The organism is Pseudomonas sp. JV245A (assembly GCF_032424515.1).
GTDB lineage: Bacteria > Pseudomonadota > Gammaproteobacteria > Pseudomonadales > Pseudomonadaceae > Aquipseudomonas > Aquipseudomonas protegens.
This window is the reverse complement of the sequence record NZ_VYKE01000033.1, coordinates 1-17,494: the sequence shown is the minus strand read 5'-3', so window position 1 is coordinate 17,494 and position 17,494 is coordinate 1. Positions and strand designations below refer to the sequence as shown.

Below are 17,494 nucleotides of genomic sequence, written 5' to 3'. Positions count from 1 at the left end.
ATATAAGAAGAGAACGAGGAACCACCATGAGTGACAAGCCCGGTTACCGGCGCCCGCAAGCGGGTACTCAGCCTGATTATCTGCACCCGGCCTACCAGTCGACCAACACCCGTTCGCCGTCCAAGTCGCTGGTGTTCATTCCCCACTCGCTGTCGGAAATCACCGGCCCGAGCATCGGCGCCGAGTCGATCCAGGAACGGGACAACGACCTGACGGCCCAGCACGAAGGGCAGCCCCAGGGCGAGCGCATCATCATCCACGGCCGGGTTCTGGACGAGAACGGCCTGCCGGTGCCGGGCATCCTGGTGGAGATCTGGCAGGCCAACGCGGCCGGTCGCTACAACCACGACCGCGACTTGCACGATGCGCCCCTGGACCCGAACTTCACCGGCACCGGGCGCACCGTGACCGACGCCGACGGCTGGTACCAGTTCCAGACCATCAAGCCCGGGGCCTACCCCTGGGGCAACCACCACAATGCCTGGCGCCCGGCGCATATCCATTTTTCGCTGTTCGGGCCGAGCATTCTTACCCGCCTGGTGACCCAGATGTATTTCCCTGGCGACCCGCTGCTGGCTTATGACCCGATCTACAACTGCGTGCCGGACACCCGCGCCAAGGAACGCCTGATCGCCAGCTTCGACCTGGAGAAAACCATTCCTTCCTACGCCCTCGGTTACCGTTGGGACATTGTCCTGCGCGGCCGCGACGCCACGCCGATGGAGAAATAACGTGACCCTGACCGCGACTACATCCCACACCGTCGGCCCCTACTACCACATCGGCCTGACCTGGCTGAACCGCGAAGACCTGACCGAGGAAGGCACCCTGGGCGAGCGGGTGGCGATCACCGGCCAGGTAGTGGACGGCAACGGCAACTTCGTCAACGACGCGATGCTGGAAGTCTGGCAAGCCAACGCCGCCGGCAAGTACCGCCACCCCGAAGACGATCAGGCCAAACCCCTGGACCCGAACTTCCAGGGGTTTGGCCGGGTGCCGGTGGACGCCGAAGGGCGCTTTCGCTTCACCACCATCAAGCCGGGCACGGTGCCGGGCCTGAAAGGCACGACCCAGGCCCCGCATCTGGTGGTACTGGTGTTCGCCCGCGGTTTGGTCAAGCACCTGCTGACCCGCATCTACTTCGAGGGGGAGCCGGCCAACGCCAGCGATCCGCTGCTGGCCTGCGTGCCCGAGGAGCGCCGAGGCACCTTGCTGGCCAAGGCCGATGCTGACGGTCACTACCAGTGGAACGTGATCCTCCAGGGTACTGACGCCGAAACCGTGTTCTTCGACTACTGACCCGGCCTTGTGTGGCCACTGCCGCGGGTTGCGTAGCAGGCGCGGCGGGCTTGAGACCGGCAGAGGTTCGGCTTGAGACCGCCAAGCAAGGCCCTTCGGGCCTTTTCGCAGCCTCGCCGTGGCTTGGCAGCGGCTACAGTCGCTACAGGTTGACAGGGTCGATTGACCTCTGCCCGGAAGCGGGCAGGGCGCTATCCGCAGGGAACGGGAATGTTGCCAAGTGTGTCTAGACTCACACTGTCCCCCATGAGTGAAAAAACCATGACAACAACGACAAGTCACTACACCGGAGAGGAACGCAGCAAAAGGATCTTTGCCATTGTCGGCGCCTCCTCCGGCAACCTGGTGGAATGGTTCGACTTCTATGTCTATGCCTTTTGCGCCATCTATTTCGCCCCGGCCTTCTTTCCCTCCGACGATCCGACGGTGCAGTTGCTCAACACCGCCGGGGTGTTCGCCGCCGGCTTTCTGATGCGGCCCATCGGCGGCTGGCTGTTCGGCCGGGTCGCCGACCGTCATGGGCGCAAGAACTCGATGATGATCTCGGTGCTGATGATGTGCGCCGGTTCCCTGGTGATCGCCTTCTTGCCCACCTACGCCAGCATCGGTGCCTGGGCGCCGTTCCTGCTGCTGGTGGCGCGCCTGTTCCAGGGCCTGTCGGTGGGCGGCGAGTACGGCACCACCGCCACCTACATGAGTGAGGTGGCGCTCAAGGGCCAGCGCGGCTTCTTTGCCTCCTTCCAGTACGTGACCCTGATCGGCGGGCAACTGCTGGCGGTGCTGGTGGTGGTGATCCTCCAGCAGTTTCTCGATGAGGCCGAGCTCAAGGCCTGGGGCTGGCGCATTCCCTTCGTGATCGGTGCCATCGCCGCGGTGATCTCGCTGCTGCTGCGCCGTTCGCTGAAGGAAACCACCAGCAAGGAAATCCGTGAGGACAAGGACGCCGGCAGCATCGCTGCGCTGTTCAAGAACCACTCGGCGGCGTTTATAACCGTGCTCGGCTACACCGCCGGCGGCTCGCTGATTTTCTACACCTTCACCACCTACATGCAGAAGTACCTGGTGAACACCGCGGGCATGCACGCCAAGACCGCCAGCTACATCATGACCGGCGCGCTGTTTCTCTACATGTGCATGCAGCCGCTGTTCGGCATGCTGGCGGACAAGATCGGCCGGCGTAACTCGATGCTCTGGTTCGGTGCCCTGGGTACGCTGTTCACAGTGCCGATCCTGCTGACCTTGAAGACCGTCACCAGCCCGTTCCTAGCTTTTGTGCTGATCACCCTGGCCCTGGCCATCGTCAGTTTCTACACCTCCATCAGCGGCCTGGTGAAGGCCGAGATGTTCCCGCCGCAAGTGCGCGCACTCGGGGTGGGCTTGGCTTATGCGGTGGCCAATGCGATCTTCGGTGGCTCGGCGGAATGGGTGGCCCTGAACTTCAAGAACATGGGCATGGAAAACACCTTTTACTGGTATGTCACGGCGATGATGGCGATTGCCTTCCTGTTCAGCCTGCGCCTGCCGAAACAGGCCGCCTACCTGCACCACGACCTTTGACCTGTGTACCTGCGCCCGGCTCGGGCGCAGGTTTGCCAAGGACTGTTTATGACCCTGACTGCGAGCAATCAGTTGTTCGATGCCTACTTTACTGCCCGGGAAATGCGCGGGGTGTTCTGCGATCAGGGGCGGGTCCAGGCCATGCTCGATTTCGAAGCCGCCCTGGCCCGGGCCCAGGCCCGCGTCGGGGTGATCCCGGCCAGTGCAGTAGCGCCCATCGAGGCCGCCTGCCATGCCGGGCTGTATGACTTCCAGATGCTGGGCGAGGCGATTGCCACGGCCGGCAACTCGGCCATTCCCCTGGTCAAGGCCCTGGGCCGACAGATCGCCCGCAGCGATGGCGAGGCCGAGCGCTTTGTGCACCTGGGGGCTACCAGCCAGGACGTGATGGACAGCGGGCTGGTGCTGCAACTGCGCCGCGCCATGCTCCTGCTGGAGCAGGACCTGGAGCGCCTGGGGGACATCCTTGTTGCCCAGGCCCAACGTTACGCCACGACCCCGATGGCCGGCCGCACCTGGCTGCAACATGCCACGCCGGTGACCCTGGGGATGAAGATCGGCGGCTGGCTGGGGGCATTGACCCGCAGCCGCGAGCGCCTGCAGCAGCTCAAGCCGCGTTTGCTGGTGCTGCAGTTCGGCGGCGCTTCCGGAACCCTGGCGGCTTTGGGCGAGCAGGCGTTGCCGATTGCCCAGGCCCTGGCCGACGAGCTGCAATTGGCCCTGCCGGAGCAGCCCTGGCACACCCAGCGCGACCGCCTGGTGGAGTTCGCTTCGGTGCTGGGCCTGTTGGCCGGCAGCCTGGGCAAGCTGGGGCGGGATATCAGCCTGCTGATGCAGACCGAGGCGGCGGAGGTCTTCGAGCCCTCGGCGCCGGGCAAGGGCGGGTCGTCCACCATGCCGCACAAGCGCAACCCGGTGGGCGCGGCGGTGCTGATCAGCGCTGCGACCCGGGTTCCCGGCCTGCTGGCGACGATGTTTGCCGCCATGCCCCAGGAGCACGAGCGCAGCCTGGGCCTGTGGCACGCCGAATGGGAAACCCTGCCGGAGATCTGCTGCCTGGTGTCTGGCGCGTTGCAACAAGCATTACTGGTGGCCGAAGGCCTGGAGGTCGACAGCGCGCGCATGGCGCACAACCTCGACCTGACCCAGGGCCTGGTGCTGGCCGAAGCGGTGAGCATTGCCCTGGCCCAGCGCCTGGGGCGGGAAACCGCCCACCATCTGCTGGAACAATGCTGCAAGCGCGCAGTGGCCGAGAAACGCCATCTGCGTGGGGTATTGGGGGAGGATTCCCAGGTTACCGCCGAGCTGTCGGCGGCGGACCTGGATCGTCTATTGGACCCGGCGCACTACCTGGGCCAGGCGCAGGCCTGGGTCGAGCGCGCCGTGGCTGAACATTTTGCCTTGAAGGCCTGAAGGAGACTGCTGTGGGATTCGTGAAACTCGCCGAGGGCGAACTGCACTATCAACTCGAAGGGCCCGAGGGCGCGCCGGTACTGGTGCTGTCCAACTCCCTGGGCACCGACCTGCACATGTGGGATAAGCAGATGGCGGCCTTCACCCGGCACTTCCAGGTGCTGCGCATGGACACCCGTGGCCACGGCCGTTCCCTGGTCACCGAAGGTCCCTATAGCATCGAGCAACTGGGCCGCGACGTGGTGGCGCTGCTGGATGCGCTGGATATCCAGCGTGCACATTTCTGTGGCCTGTCCATGGGCGGGCTGATCGGCCAGTGGCTGGGGATCAATGCCGGCGAGCGTCTGCACAAGCTGGTGGTGTGCAACACCGCGGCGAAGATCGGCGACCCGTCCGTATGGAACCCGCGGATCGAGACCGTGCTACGTGACGGCCAGGCAGCCATGGTGGCACTGCGCGATGCCTCCATCGCCCGCTGGTTCACCAGCGACTTTGCCGAAGCTCACCCTGACCAGGCCAAGCTGATCACCGACATGCTCGCGGCCACCTCGCCGCAAGGCTATGCGGCCAACTGCGCGGCGGTGCGGGACGCGGATTTCCGTGAACAGCTGGGGGCGATCAAGGTGCCCACCCTGGTGATTGCCGGCACTGAAGACGCCGTGACACCACCGTCCGGCGGGCACTTCATCCAGCAGCATGTGGCGGGCGCGGAGTATGCCGAGTTCTATGCCGCGCATTTGTCCAACGTCCAGGCCGGCGACGCTTTCAGCGCCCGGGTCGTGGATTTTCTGCTGGTCTGAGAGTCGATTCAAGGAGCCCTTTGTGGACGAGAAACAGCGTTATGACGAAGGCATGCAGGTTCGCCGCGCGGTGTTGGGCGATGCCCATGTGGACCGCAGCCTCAATGCCCTGACCGAGTTCAACTCGGAGTTCCAGGAAATGATCACCCGCCATGCCTGGGGCGACATCTGGACCCGCCCGGGCCTGCCGCGACACACCCGCAGCCTGATCACCATCGCCATGCTGATCGGCATGAACCGCAACGAGGAGCTCAAGCTGCACCTGCGGGCCGCCGCCAACAATGGGGTGAGCCGCAGCGAGATCAAGGAAGTGATCATGCAGAGCGCGATCTACTGCGGAATCCCGGCGGCCAACGCCACCTTCCACCTGGCGGAATCGGTGTGGGACGAACTGGGCATCGAATCCCGCAGTTGAGGCGCCGGGGCTGCACCGCGCGATTTCAGACGGTGGCCAGAATGAACACCCGCTTGAACGGGAACAGCGTCCGGCCATCGCCTTCGGGCGGATAGTAGCGATGTACCCGTGCCAGGTAATGGTTGAGGAAGCATTGTCGTTGCCGCTCGTCCAGGCTCAGGAGTACGGGGCGCAAGGCCGAGACCTTGACCCAGTCGAAGATCGGCGACTGGCCTTCCACGACCTGCAGGTGTTCGGTTTCCCAGATGTCCAGTTCCCGAGTCAGGGGCGCCAGCAAACGGTAGTAGCTATCCAGCGACAGTACCCGGCGCTCGGCCATGAACGCCCGCAGCTCCGGGGTGCCCAGCGGCTTGCCGTCCGGTCCTGCCTGTTCCAGGCTTTCGAGTATCAACTGATACCACAGGGCGTCGCGCCAATTGGGCATATGCGCCGCCAGGCAGCCGCCGGGGTTGAGCTGGTTCAACAGGCGCGGCAGCAGGTGTTCGTGGTCACTCATGAAGTGCAGCACTGCGGCAGCGAACAACAGGTCTGCTGGCTGTTCGGCTTTCCATTGCAGCAGGTCGCACCTGCGCCACAGCGCCTTGATCGGCAGGCAGCTGGCTTCGGCAAGCATTTCCGAGGAGCTGTCCACGCCTGTCAGCTCCGCGTAGGGCCAGCGCTGCGCCAGCAGTTGAGTGGCGATACCTGTTCCGCAACCCAGGTCGTAGATGTGATGGGGTTGCTGCAGGGCGACATGATCCAGTAGCTCGACCGCCGGTCGTTCTCGCAGGCGCACGAACTGCTGGTAGGCCTGGGGATCCCATTGGGTGCTGAGGTTCCTGGCCGTGGTCGGCTGAGGCTTGGTACTCATGTAAACATCCTTTTTAAAGTTGTCGTCCAATGACATTCAGGGTTCTGAGGAGCAGGGCTGCGCCACGTCGCGTGTCCTCCTCACGCAGCAGCGAGAGCAGCCCGTACAGGCTGGGAGCGGTACCTTGCGCTGAGGTTTCGGCCTTGGCCATGCGTAGTGCATTGCCCAGCATCCAGGTGGCAGCGGTGGCTTCTTCAAACTGTTGCGCAAGTTTTTCGATCATCGCCTGATCGAGCATGTCGATCAGGTCGCAAAGCAGGGACAACAGGTCGACCATGTTGTCCAGGCGAGCGCCGTCCAGCAGCGGCTGGAGCTTTTTCATCAGGGCTTCCAGGCCTGGCGTGCTGGCGACTTCAGGCTGGGTCGCCCTTGGACCAGGCATGCTTGGATCAAAGCTGTCCATGGCGTTGTCTCCTCCCTGTGCAGGGTCAAAGCATTCCGCGGGCTACGGCCCAGTACAGGCCGCGATTGAATCCGGTGCGCAGCAGGCCACCCAACTTGCTCGACGGGGTGGGCAGAACGTCGTGGGCATAGTCGTACCAAAGGGGCATGCCGGCATTGAGGCCCATCTGCGCGACCGCCTGGACCCTACCGTCATAAACCGCCTCGGGAGAGCCCAGGCGGATTTCTCCGGCAATGTTGTTGGCAATCACCGGGGCCTGGTTGTGGCAGGCGCCGCCGGCCTTGCTGATCGGCAGGTCGACGGTATCGCCAATCACATAGACCCGCTCCAGGCCATAGACTTGCAGGGTTTCGTGATGGGTCGGCAACCAGCCCTCCTGGCCCTGTGCCTGAGACGCGCCGGATTCGAGCACGGCGTCCACGGCCCGGATCGGCGGGGTGGCCATGAGAATGTCGAAAGGCTGCTCAGCGCCTTCCTCCGAGTAGGCGATGCGCCGGTCCGGGTCGACCCTGGCCAGGGTGAAGCCGCGCTGGAAGCGGATGTTCCTCTGTTCGAAGATATCCGGCAGTACCTCGCCGACCGGGCGTTGCAGGAACAGGCAATTGCGCAGTAGCTGCGCGGTGCTGGGGTAGGTGTAGATGATCTCGACCCGATCCCGTACTCCGCGCCGCCGCAGGAAGTCATCGAGCATCAGGGTCGTTTCTACCGGCGCGATGCCGCATTGATGAGGAACATTGGGTGTTTGCGGAAACGACACGGTGATGAACACCCGGCCCTTGTCGATCCGGCTCAGGCGCTGTGCCAGTTGCCGGGCAGGCTGGTATTGGTAGAAGTGGTCGCCGGCTTCCTTGAGCCCCTCGATCCGTTCCGGTGCTGGCACGCAGCCGGTGGCGATCACCAGGAAATCGTAGCCAAGACGTTTGCCGCTGCGAGTGTGCAGGCTCTGGCCGGCAAAATCGAAGCGGGTGACGGGGTCGACCCGGAAGGTTATTTCGGGGCGTAGCAGGGAGCGTTCGGGTCGCTTGAGTTCTTCTTGGAAGAACAGGTTGAACGCCACATACATGAAGGCGGGCTTGTAGAAATGATCCGGCGATTCGGACAGCAGGGTGATTTTGACCTCGTCCCTGAGTATCTCCGGGTAGAGCTTGCTGACCAGTTGATTGGCCAGGATGGTACCGCCTACACCTCCTCCGACAATGACGATGTGCTTGCTCATAACGCAGACCCTCCAAGGCTACGCCAGCTTCACGTACGACATCCGATGGATAACGGAACTGAATCGATAGGTTTCCTTTCCTGGAAGCGAGCACTGCCCGCCTGAAGTGAATACCCCTTTACTTTATCTGTGTATTGGATTTTTTTTACTAAGCCCGACCAGCGGACCTCTCCTTGGGCGCCACGGTTCAAGGCCGACAACTGCAGGGGCCGGCCTTTTGGCTCGGCCCCGTGTTGGAGGGGCTTACAGCAGGCTGAGGGGATAGCTGATGATCAGGCGGTTCTCGTCGAACTCGTTGTTGCTGAAGTCCCGGCGCATGGTGGAGTTGCGCCACTTCAGGTTGAGGTTCTTCAGTGTGCCGCTCTGGACCGTGTAGGCCACTTCGCTTTCCCGGCCCCATTCCTTGCCGTCGCTGACGGTGGCGGTGTGCACGTTGCTACCGCTGATGTAGCGGTTCATCAGGGTCAGGCCGGGAACGCCCAGCGCGGCGAAGTTGTAGTCATGGCGCACCTGCCAGGACTTCTCCTTGGCGTTGTCGTAGCTGGCGTTGTAGCTGTCGTTGGCCAGGGTGCCGCCGCTGGTGCCATTGACCCGCATCCAGGCGCTGTCGCCAGTGAGCTTCTGCAGGCCTACATAGAAGGTGTTGCCGCCATATTTGGCCGAGAACAGGCCGGACCAGGTGCGGTTCTCCATGTCGCCGGCGCGGGCGCTGCCGTCTTCCTTGCCATAGAAGAAGCCCAGGTTGGCGCCCAGGGTCCAGTCGCCCAGGGGTTGGCTGTGGATCAGGTTGACGAACTGCTGGCTGTAGATGTCCTTGAGCTGGGCATTCCACAGGGCGATCTGGGTGCGCTTGTCGTTGAAGGCATATTCGGCGCCCTGGAAGTTGAAACGGTCGGAGGTGAAGGCCGCTTTGCCGAACATGCTCATGTCACTCATGCTGCTGTCGTCACGCGGGCTGTTGGCGCGGAACTGGCCGCCATAGAGGGTCAGGCCGGCAATTTCCTTCGAGGTGATCTGGCCGCCGCGAAAGGTCTGTGGCAGCGAGCGGCCGTCGTCGGAGCGCAGGATCGGCAGCACTGGCATCCATTCGCCGACCTTGACCTCGGTCTGAGACAGTCGTGCCTTGAAGGCTACTCCCAGGCGTCCGAAGTTGTCCGCCGGGCGGCCGTCGTGATCCAGGGGCAGCAGTTGGGTGCCGCCGGTGCCCTTGCCGCCGTCGAGTTTCAGCGAGTAGAGGCCCAGCACGTCCATGCCGAAACCGACGGTGCCCTGGGTGAAGCCGGACTTTGCATCGAGGATGAAGCTCTGGGTCCATTCCTCGGCCTTGCCCTGGGCCTTGGTCGGGTTGGTGAAGTTGCGGTTGAAATAGAAGTTGCGCAGGGTCAGGTTGGCCTGGGCATCTTCGAGAAAGCCCGACTCTGCGGCCAGTGCCGGCAGGGCGGTGCTGCTCAGCGCCAGGGCCAGGAGGGTGGGCAGAAGGTAGGACGGCGGGGTGCTTGGCTTCATTCGTCGGTCTCTCTAATTGTTAGGGGTGCAGCTGGCCAGTGCCGCGCAAAGGGTCTGGGCACAGGTTTCAGGGGAGCAGGGTGGAACCGGAGGTATCAGCCGTAGCGGGCAGGGCGTGGGGGCATGGCATCGGACCTGTTGTTATTGGTGTGTCCAGGTGCCGGGAATGGTGCGTCGCGGATCAGGGCCAATCAATTGGACGAAACACTTTTTGGGCGGTAATCGAACACAAATGTTCCAGTTGGTACATATAAAAAACCCACCGTCAGGTGGGTTTTTCATATGGCCAGGTGACGCTTCAGAACAGGTGCAGCGCCGGGGCTTTTTCCGCCAGTGGCTCGTTCTTCGCTGTCTGTTCGCTCCAGCCACCGCCGAGGGCCTTGTACAGGTTGACCTCGCTGGTGAGCTGCGACAGGCGATCGGTGATCAGTGCCTGCTGGGCGCTGAACAGCGACCGCTGGGCATCGAGGAAGGTCAGGTTGCTGTCGACCCCGATACGGTAGCGGCGCTCGGCCAGACGATAGTAGTCCTGGTTGGCGTTGACGAAATCACGCTGGGCCTGCAACTGCTGGTTGTAGGTCTGGCGTGCCGCCAGGCCATCGGAGACTTCCTGGAAGGCGGTCTGGATGGATTTCTCGTACTGCGCGACGGTGATGTCTTTCTGGATTTTCGAGTAGTCCAGGCTGGCGCGCAGGCTGCCGGCGTTGAAGATCGGCAGGTTGATCTGCGGCTGGAACAGCCAGGTGCCCGAGCCCCCCTTGAACAGGCCCGAGAGATCCGGGCTCAAGGTACCGGCATTGGCGGTCAGGCTGATGCTCGGGAAGAACGCTGCCCGCGCCGCGCCGATATTGGCATTGGCCGCCTTGAGCTTGTACTCGGCTTCGAGAATGTCCGGACGCCGTTGCAGCAGTTCCGACGGCAGGCCGGCTGGCAGGTCGCTCAGCAGGTCGGCCGACAGCGGTTGGGCCGCCGGCAGGTTGGCCGGAATCGCCGTGCCCAGCAGCAGGGTCAGGCTGTTTTCATCCTGGGCCACCTGGCGGGTGTAGCGCGCCAGCTGGACCCGGGCGTTTTCCACCGAAGTCCGCGACTGGCTCAGGTCCAGGGCCGAGGCCACGCCCACTTCGTTGCTGCGCGAGGTCAGCCGGTAGCTTTCCTCGTAGGCACCGAGGGTGTCCTGGGTCAGTTTCAGCAGCTCCTTGTCGGCCTGCCAGGTCATGTAGGCGTTGGCCACGCTGGCCACCAGGCTGATCTGGGTGCTGCGCCGGGCCTCTTCGCTGGAGAAGTAGGTCTGCAGGGCTTGCTCGCTCAGGCTGCGAACCCGGCCGAACAGGTCCAGTTCGTAGGCGCTGACGCCCACGGTGGCCGAGTACTGGCTGGTGATCCCGGCTTCGCCGGTCTGCGACATGCGTGCCGGAGTGCGCTGGCGGCTGCCGCTGGCGTTGGCCGAAACCGCCGGGAACAGGTCCGCACGCTGGATCTGGTACTGCGCGGCATAGGCATCGATGTTCAGCGCCGCGACCTTGAGGTCGCGGTTGTTTTCCAGGGACGTCTGGATCAGTTGCTGCAGCGCCGGGTCATGGAAGAACTGCCGCCAGCCCTGTTCGGCGGCCGCCACGTTGGCGGCCTCCTTTGGCGAGTAGGCAGGGCCTTGGGGGAACTGCGCCGCCACCGGCGCTTCCGGGCGCTGGTAATCCGGGATCAGCGAGCAACCACTTAGCGCGATGGCGGTGATTGCCAGGGAGAGTAGCGACTTGCTCATTGGCCAGCCTCATTAGGGGTTGCAGTAGTTTCTGACAGGTCCGCTTTCCTGCGGCCCATGGACGATACGGTGACGAAGAACAATGGCACCCAGAAGATCGCCAGGATAGTCGCGGTGAGCATACCGCCGATCACCCCAGTACCGATCGCATGCTGGCTACCCGAGCCGGCGCCCGTGGAGATGGCCAGTGGCACGACCCCGAGGACGAAGGCCAGGGAGGTCATGATGATCGGCCGCAGACGCATCCGGCAGGCTTCCACCGCGGCGTCTACCAGGCTGCGGCCCTGCTCGTGCAGTTCCTTGGCGAACTCGACGATCAGAATGGCGTTTTTCGCCGCCAGACCAATGGTCACCAACAGACCCACCTGGAAGTACACGTCGTTGGACAGGCCGCGCATGCTGGTTGCCATCAGTGCACCGATGATCCCCAGGGGCACAACCAGCATCACTGCGATCGGAATCGACCAGCTTTCATACAGCGCCGCCAGACACAGGAACACCATCAGCAGGGACAAGGCATACAGCGCAGGTGCCTGGGAGCCCGACAGACGTTCCTCGTAGGACAGGCCGGTCCAGGAGATACCGACACCCGCCGGCAGCTTCGCGGCAATGGCCTCGACTTCGGCCATGGCTTCACCGGTACTGTAGCCAGGGGCCGGGGCACCGAGCACTTCCATGGCTTCCACGCCGTTGTAACGGGCCAGCTTGGGCGAGCCGTAGATCCATTCGCCCTTGGCGAAGGAGGAGAACGGCACCATGGTTCCGGCGCTGTTGCGTACGTACCACTTCTTCAGGTCTTCGGGGCTCATGCGGGCACCGGCCTGACCCTGGATGTACACCTTCTTCACCCGACCACGGTCGATGAAGTCGTTGACGTAGCTACTGCCCAGGGCAATCGACAGGGTGTTGTTGATATCGGTGAGGGTCACGCCCAGGGCACTGGCGCGCTCGTCGTCGATGGTCAACTGGTACTGCGGTTCATCGTTCAGGCCGTTCGGACGTACCTGGGACAGCACCTTGCTCTGGGCTGCCATGCCGAGGAACTGGTTGCGTGCAGCCATCAGTTTCTCATGGCCGATACCGGCGCGGTCCTGGAGGAACACGTCGAAACCGGTGGCGTTACCCAGCTCCAGTACCGCTGGAGGGGCGAAGGCGAACACCATCGCGTCACGGAAACTGAAGAAGTGCTGCTGGGCGCGGGCTGCCAGGTTGAACACGTTGTTTTCCGCGGAACGCTCGCCCCACGGCTTGAGCATGATGAAGGCCATGCCCGAGCTCTGGCCGCGACCGGCGAAGTTGAAGCCGTTCACGGTGAACACCGAAGCCACGGTGTCCTTTTCCTTGTCCAGCAGGTAGGCGCGCATTTCGTCCACCACCACCTGGGTCCGCTCGGCACTGGAGCCGGCCGGCGTCTGTACCTGGGCGAACAGAACGCCCTGGTCTTCTTCCGGCAGGAACGCGGTCGGGATGCGAGTGAACAGCCAGATCATGCCCAGGACGATCAGCACGTAGGCCAGCAGGTACGGAACCTTGTGGCGCAGCATGTTGCCCACGCCGCGTTCGTAGCTCTTCACGCTGCGATCGAAGGTGCGGTTGAACCAGCCGAAGAAGCCGCGCTTCTCGGTGGCGTGTTCGCCTTGCGGTACGGCCTTGAGCATGGTGGCGCACAGGGCCGGAGTGAAGATCAGGGCAACCAGCACCGACAGGGCCATGGCCGAGACCACGGTGATCGAGAACTGCTTGTAGATCACCCCGGTGGAGCCGCTGAAGAAGGCCATTGGCAGCAGTACCGCGGACAGCACCAGGGCGATACCCACCAGGGCTCCCTGGATCTGGCCCATGGACTTTTTCGTCGCCTCCTTGGGCGACAGCCCTTCCTCGTGCATCACCCGCTCGACGTTCTCCACCACGACGATGGCGTCGTCCACCAGCAAGCCGATGGCCAGCACCATGCCGAACATGGTCAGGGTGTTGATGCTGAAACCGGCCGCCGCAAGGATGCCGAAGGTACCCAGCAGTACCACCGGCACCGTCATGGTGGTGATCACCGTGGCGCGGAAGTTCTGCAGGAACAGGAACATCACCAGGAACACCAGGACGATCGCTTCCACCAGGGTTTCAACCACACCCTTGATGGATTCGGTCACCACCGGGGTGGTGTCATACGGGAACACCACCTTCATCCCTTGCGGGAAGAAGGGTTCCAGGTCCTTGATGGTGTTGCGCAGGGCCTTGGCGGTGTCCAGGGCGTTGGCGCCGTTGGCCAGTTTCACTGCCAGGCCGGACGCCGGCTTGCCGTTGAACTGGGCGCTGATGGCGTAGTTCTCGCCACCCAGGCCAACGTCCGCGACATCGCCCAGACGCACTTGCGAGCCGTCCTTGTTGACCTTCAGCAGGATCGCCTTGAACTGCTCGGCAGTCTGCAGGCGGGTCTTGCCGATGATGGTGGCGTTGAGTTGCTGGCCGGGCAGGGCAGGCAGGCCGCCGAGCTGGCCGGACGATACCTGGACGTTCTGCGCGGCAACCGCGGTCTTCACGTCCACCGGGGTCAGGTTGTAGTTGTTCAGCTTGGCCGGGTCGAGCCAGATCCGCATCGCGTACTGGGCACCGAATACCTGGAAGTCACCGACGCCCGCGGTCCGCGAGATCGGGTCCTGCATGTTCGACACGATGTAGTTCGACAGGTCGTCCTTGGACATGCTGCCGTCCTCGGAAACCACGCCGATCACCAGCAGGAAGTTCTTCACTGCCTTGGTCACGCGGATACCCTGCTGCTGCACTTCTTGAGGCAGCAGCGGAGTGGCCAGGTTGAGCTTGTTCTGTACCTGAACCTGCGCGGTGTCCGAGTTGGTGCCCTGTTCGAAGGTCGCAGTGATGGTCATGCTGCCGTCGGAGTTACTTTCCGAGGACACATAACGCAGGTTGTCGATACCGTTGAGCTGCTGCTCGATCACCTGAACCACGGTGTCCTGCACGGTCTGTGCGGAAGCGCCTGGGTAGGTCACGGAGATGGCGATCGCTGGCGGCGCGATGCTCGGGTACTGGTTGATCGGCAATTTGAGGATCGATAGAGCCCCGACCAACATGATCACCAGGGCGATTACCCAGGCGAAGATCGGACGGTCGATAAAAAATTTCGACATGGTTTACTCCCCTTTGCCGCCTGCAGCTTTGTCAGTTGCCTGTGCAGGGGCCGGGTTCTTCGCTGGAACGTTGGTTGCTTCGCTGGCCTTGACTTCAATGCCCGGCTTGACGAACTGCAGGCCTTCGGTGATCAGGCGATCGCCGGCTTTCAGCCCATCTTCCACCAACCACTGGCTGCCGACCGTGCGGCTGGCCTTGAGTTGACGCAGCTCGACCTTGTTATCCGGGCCAACCACCAGGGCGGTCGGGGTGCCTTTCAGGTCGCGCGTCACGCCTTGCTGGGGAGCCAGGATCGCCGCGCTGTTCACCCCGGCTTGCAGCTGGGCGTGGACGAACATGCCAGGCAGCAGAGTGTGCTCAGGGTTCGGGAACACTGCGCGCAGGGTCACCGAGCCGGTGGTTTCGTCCACCGAGACTTCGGAGAATTCCAGCTTGCCATCGAGCTTGTACTGGCTGCCGTCTTCCAGGGTCAGTTTGACCTTGGCGGCATTGTCGCCGACTTTCTGCAGGCGACCGCTTTCCAGTTCGCGACGCAGTTCCAGCAGTTCTACCGAGGACTGGGTAACGTCGACGTAGATTGGGTCCAGCTGCTGGATCACGGCCATGGCATCGGCCTGGCCATTGCTCACCAGGGCGCCTTCGGTCACCGAGGAACGGCCGATTCGGCCGGTCAGTGGCGACAGCACTTTGGTGTAGCGCAGGTTGATCTGGGCGCTTTGCAGCGAGGCTTCCGACTGCAGGCGGTTGGCCACGGCAGTGTCGTATTCCTGGCGGCTTACGGCCTGCTCGTTGACCAGTTGCTTGTAGCGATCAGAAATCGACTTGGTCGATTGCAGATTAGCCTCGGCACTCTTCAGCGTTGCCTCATAGACCGATGGATCGATCTGGTAAAGCTGCTGACCTTCCTTGACGTCTCCACCTTCTTTGAACAGACGCTTGAGAATGATCCCGTTTACCTGTGGGCGAACTTCGGCGATGCGGAACGCAGTGGTCCGGCCCGGGAGTTCGGAAGTCAAGGTAAAGGCTTGTGGTTGCAGGGTAACGACGCCGACCTGAGGGGCTTGAGGGGCAGGCGCCGCCTCTTCCTTTTTACATCCGCTGAGCAGCGATGCCAGGGCGACGGCAGTGACCAGAGCGGTAACAGCTGGCTTGAGTTGCATGAAAATCCTCGGGTCAGGCACGCAAGATGCGCACAAGAAAAGTGGAAGGGTAAAAATGCTTGGCTGAGTGGATAAGTAGCTTGCTAAGGAATATACTTACGTTCATGGTTGTTTGTAAATACCCCTGCGGCGTACCCATCCGGTTACAAAAGCCCCTGTAGGTGTTGAATTGTAGGCTGGGCAAACGGCACTCGAGATGCCGTTCCATATTTATTCAGAAGGTCTTCACGCATCGCTGAAAGATCCTGATCGAGGTTTTACTGCCATGGTCCGTCGTACCAAAGAGGAAGCTCAAGAAACTCGCAGCCAGATACTCGAGGCCGCCGAAAAGGCCTTTTACGAGCGTGGCGTGGCGCGTACCACCCTGGCCGACATCGCGGCGCTGGCGGGAGTCACGCGAGGTGCCATCTATTGGCACTTCAGCAACAAGGCCGATCTGGTGCAGGCCATGCTCGACAGCCTGCGTGAACCTTTGGATGAAATGGCCGCGGCCAGTGAGAATGTAGATGAAATGGACCCGTTGGGCTGCATGCGCAAGCTGCTCATTCATTTGTTTCATCAAGTTGCCCTGGACCCGAAAACCCGACGCATCAATGAAATCCTGTTTCACAAGTGCGAGTTCACCGACGAAATGTGCGACCTGCGCCGACAGCGTCGCGCTGCCAGCCTGGACTGCAACGTACACATCGAGCTGGCGTTGCGTAATGCAGTGAATCGTGGGCAATTGCCCGAGAACCTCGATGCGGCGCGGGCAGCTATTACGCTGCATGCGTTCATCGATGGCATTCTCTACCAGTGGTTGCTGGCCCCGGACAGCTTCGCCCTGCACACCGAAGCAGAGCGCTGGATCGACATCGGGCTGGATATGCTGCGCTTGAGCCCCAACCTCCGTCATTAAGACAAAATGCGTAATTGAGTCCGGTTGTGTCAACATTTAAGGCGAGGGACGTTCATACCCGGGGTCGCACTTCACAATGGGGTGCTTTTATATACGGGCTTGCTGCAGGTTGATAGATAGCGAGCTACGTATTTTGTAGGGATTTTGTTGCGGGTGTGTGAATGAGTGTGAGCCCTTCACCGTTCAACGGCGCGGAACACCCCATCAAGGGGATCGCCCTGATCTGCCTGGCGGTCCTGTTGTTTGCCAGCCACGACACGTTATCCAAATACCTGTCGGCTTTTTATCCCATCGTCATGGTGGTCTGGGCCCGCTATGTGGTGCACACCCTGTTGATGCTGGTGGTCTTCGTGCCGCGCAGTGGTTTCTCTGCGGTGGTGCGCACCAAGCGCCCCGGGTTGCAATTGCTGCGGGCCCTGTGCCTGATCGGCACCAGCCTGCTGTTCACCACCGGCCTGCGCTATATACCCCTGGCAGAAGCGACCGCGGTCAACTTCCTGGCGCCCTTGCTGGTGACTGCCCTGTCGGTGCCGTTTCTGGGGGAGCGGGTCAGTCGCGCCCAGTGGCTGGCAGTGCTGGCGGGGTTCGTCGGGGTGCTGATTGTGGTGCGTCCCGGTGGCGCGTTGTTCACGCCGGCAATCCTTCTGCCGCTGGGGTCGGCGCTGTGCTTCGGCTTCTACCAGTTGCTGACCCGCAAGCTCAGTGGCGTCGACAGCCCGACCACTAGCAACTTTCTCACCGGGATCCTCAACAGCCTGATCATGAGCGCGCTGCTGCCGTTCTTCTGGAGCACGCCGACGTTGGTTCATGGGCTGTTCATGATCGGCCTGGGCACCTGCGGCATGCTCGGCCACATGTTGCTGACCCAGGCGTTCCGCCATGCCGCGCCGGCGATGCTGGCGCCTTTCAGCTATGGGCAGATTCTTTTCGCCGGGCTCTTTGGCTACCTGATCTTCGACCATACCCCGGACCAGTACGCCCTGGTCGGTATCGCGGTCATCTGCCTCAGCGGCCTGGCGGTGGCCTGGGCCCAGCGCAAACGCTGAATGGCTTTCTGTAGCCGCTGCCGCAGGC

The 17,494-nt window shown here is 62.6% G+C and carries 15 protein-coding genes; 8 read left to right on the top strand and 7 right to left on the bottom strand.

Annotated elements, in window-relative coordinates; all coding sequences use genetic code 11:
* Positions 1-26: 26 nt before the first annotated feature.
* From pcaH to pcaC, 6 genes are all read left to right on the top strand, one after another.
* Positions 27-731: a protocatechuate 3,4-dioxygenase subunit beta gene (gene pcaH, locus F6S12_RS12285; protein ID WP_315868938.1), complete on the top strand. Its 705-nt coding sequence runs from the start codon at positions 27-29 to the stop codon at positions 729-731.
* Position 732: 1 nt separating this feature from the next.
* Positions 733-1,299 carry a protocatechuate 3,4-dioxygenase subunit alpha gene (gene pcaG / locus F6S12_RS12280; RefSeq protein ID WP_053156683.1) on the top strand — a complete coding sequence of 189 codons (567 nt, stop codon included), beginning with the start codon at positions 733-735 and terminating at the stop codon, positions 1,297-1,299.
* A 246-nt stretch (positions 1,300-1,545) separates the two neighbouring features.
* Positions 1,546-2,856: an MFS family transporter gene (locus F6S12_RS12275; protein ID WP_255313395.1), complete on the top strand. Its 1,311-nt coding sequence runs from the start codon at positions 1,546-1,548 to the stop codon at positions 2,854-2,856.
* A 48-nt stretch (positions 2,857-2,904) separates the two neighbouring features.
* On the top strand, positions 2,905-4,269 hold the full coding sequence (locus F6S12_RS12270; RefSeq protein ID WP_011059665.1) for a 3-carboxy-cis,cis-muconate cycloisomerase: 1,365 nt from the start codon (positions 2,905-2,907) through the stop codon (positions 4,267-4,269).
* A gap of 11 nt (positions 4,270-4,280) precedes the next feature.
* On the top strand, positions 4,281-5,069 hold the full coding sequence (gene pcaD, locus F6S12_RS12265; RefSeq protein ID WP_011059666.1) for a 3-oxoadipate enol-lactonase: 789 nt from the start codon (positions 4,281-4,283) through the stop codon (positions 5,067-5,069).
* A 22-nt stretch (positions 5,070-5,091) separates the two neighbouring features.
* Positions 5,092-5,484 carry a 4-carboxymuconolactone decarboxylase gene (gene pcaC, locus F6S12_RS12260; protein WP_011059667.1) on the top strand — a complete coding sequence of 131 codons (393 nt, stop codon included), beginning with the start codon at positions 5,092-5,094 and terminating at the stop codon, positions 5,482-5,484.
* A gap of 25 nt (positions 5,485-5,509) precedes the next feature.
* Here pcaC and F6S12_RS12255 read toward each other — a convergent pair whose 3' ends face one another.
* From F6S12_RS12255 to emhA, 7 genes are all read right to left on the bottom strand, one after another.
* Positions 5,510-6,334, bottom strand: a complete 825-nt coding sequence (locus F6S12_RS12255; protein WP_015634429.1) for a methyltransferase domain-containing protein — start codon at positions 6,332-6,334, stop codon at positions 5,510-5,512.
* A gap of 13 nt (positions 6,335-6,347) precedes the next feature.
* Entirely contained in the window at positions 6,348-6,737 is a 390-nt protein-coding gene (locus F6S12_RS12250; protein WP_169892650.1) for a hypothetical protein, read from the bottom strand.
* Between the two features lie 25 nt (positions 6,738-6,762).
* Positions 6,763-7,953 carry an FAD/NAD(P)-binding oxidoreductase gene (locus F6S12_RS12245; RefSeq protein ID WP_041116335.1) on the bottom strand — a complete coding sequence of 397 codons (1,191 nt, stop codon included), beginning with the start codon at positions 7,951-7,953 and terminating at the stop codon, positions 6,763-6,765.
* A 243-nt stretch (positions 7,954-8,196) separates the two neighbouring features.
* Complete coding sequence (locus tag F6S12_RS12240) at positions 8,197-9,459, bottom strand: OprD family porin (RefSeq protein WP_315868937.1); 1,263 nt, start codon at positions 9,457-9,459, stop codon at positions 8,197-8,199.
* Between the two features lie 298 nt (positions 9,460-9,757).
* On the bottom strand, positions 9,758-11,218 hold the full coding sequence (gene adeC / locus F6S12_RS12235) for an AdeC/AdeK/OprM family multidrug efflux complex outer membrane factor (protein WP_123473840.1): 1,461 nt from the start codon (positions 11,216-11,218) through the stop codon (positions 9,758-9,760).
* Positions 11,215-14,361 carry an efflux RND transporter permease subunit gene (locus F6S12_RS12230; protein WP_041751993.1) on the bottom strand — a complete coding sequence of 1,049 codons (3,147 nt, stop codon included), beginning with the start codon at positions 14,359-14,361 and terminating at the stop codon, positions 11,215-11,217. Before F6S12_RS12230 ends, adeC begins: the two co-directional genes overlap by 4 nt.
* A gap of 3 nt (positions 14,362-14,364) precedes the next feature.
* Positions 14,365-15,522 (bottom strand): efflux RND transporter periplasmic adaptor subunit EmhA, encoded by a 1,158-nt coding sequence (emhA, locus tag F6S12_RS12225; RefSeq protein ID WP_015634435.1) that lies wholly within the window; start codon positions 15,520-15,522, stop codon positions 14,365-14,367.
* A 265-nt stretch (positions 15,523-15,787) separates the two neighbouring features.
* On the opposite strand from emhA, the gene emhR reads away from it, so the two are divergent.
* Positions 15,788-16,420: an efflux system transcriptional repressor EmhR gene (gene emhR, locus F6S12_RS12220; protein ID WP_011059675.1), complete on the top strand. Its 633-nt coding sequence runs from the start codon at positions 15,788-15,790 to the stop codon at positions 16,418-16,420.
* Positions 16,421-16,581: 161 nt separating this feature from the next.
* Positions 16,582-17,466, top strand: coding sequence for a DMT family transporter (locus F6S12_RS12215; RefSeq protein ID WP_011059676.1), 885 nt, complete (start codon positions 16,582-16,584; stop codon positions 17,464-17,466).
* Positions 17,467-17,494 lie beyond the last annotated feature (28 nt).

What these genes read in the sequence shown, in the direction of transcription:
- F6S12_RS12230 (WP_041751993.1), bottom strand. Translation starts at nt 14,361, where the DNA reads ATGTCGAAATTTTTTATCGACCGTCCGATCTTCGCCTGGGTAATCGCC.
- F6S12_RS12255 (WP_015634429.1), bottom strand. Translation starts at nt 6,334, where the DNA reads ATGAGTACCAAGCCTCAGCCGACCACGGCCAGGAACCTCAGCACCCAA.
- emhA (WP_015634435.1), bottom strand. Translation starts at nt 15,522, where the DNA reads ATGCAACTCAAGCCAGCTGTTACCGCTCTGGTCACTGCCGTCGCCCTG.
- F6S12_RS12240 (WP_315868937.1), bottom strand. Translation starts at nt 9,459, where the DNA reads ATGAAGCCAAGCACCCCGCCGTCCTACCTTCTGCCCACCCTCCTGGCC.
- F6S12_RS12270 (WP_011059665.1), top strand. Translation starts at nt 2,905, where the DNA reads ATGACCCTGACTGCGAGCAATCAGTTGTTCGATGCCTACTTTACTGCC.
- emhR (WP_011059675.1), top strand. Translation starts at nt 15,788, where the DNA reads ATGGTCCGTCGTACCAAAGAGGAAGCTCAAGAAACTCGCAGCCAGATA.
- F6S12_RS12250 (WP_169892650.1), bottom strand. Translation starts at nt 6,737, where the DNA reads ATGGACAGCTTTGATCCAAGCATGCCTGGTCCAAGGGCGACCCAGCCT.
- F6S12_RS12275 (WP_255313395.1), top strand. Translation starts at nt 1,546, where the DNA reads ATGAGTGAAAAAACCATGACAACAACGACAAGTCACTACACCGGAGAG.
- adeC (WP_123473840.1), bottom strand. Translation starts at nt 11,218, where the DNA reads ATGAGCAAGTCGCTACTCTCCCTGGCAATCACCGCCATCGCGCTAAGT.
- F6S12_RS12215 (WP_011059676.1), top strand. Translation starts at nt 16,582, where the DNA reads ATGAGTGTGAGCCCTTCACCGTTCAACGGCGCGGAACACCCCATCAAG.
- pcaH (WP_315868938.1), top strand. Translation starts at nt 27, where the DNA reads ATGAGTGACAAGCCCGGTTACCGGCGCCCGCAAGCGGGTACTCAGCCT.
- F6S12_RS12245 (WP_041116335.1), bottom strand. Translation starts at nt 7,953, where the DNA reads ATGAGCAAGCACATCGTCATTGTCGGAGGAGGTGTAGGCGGTACCATC.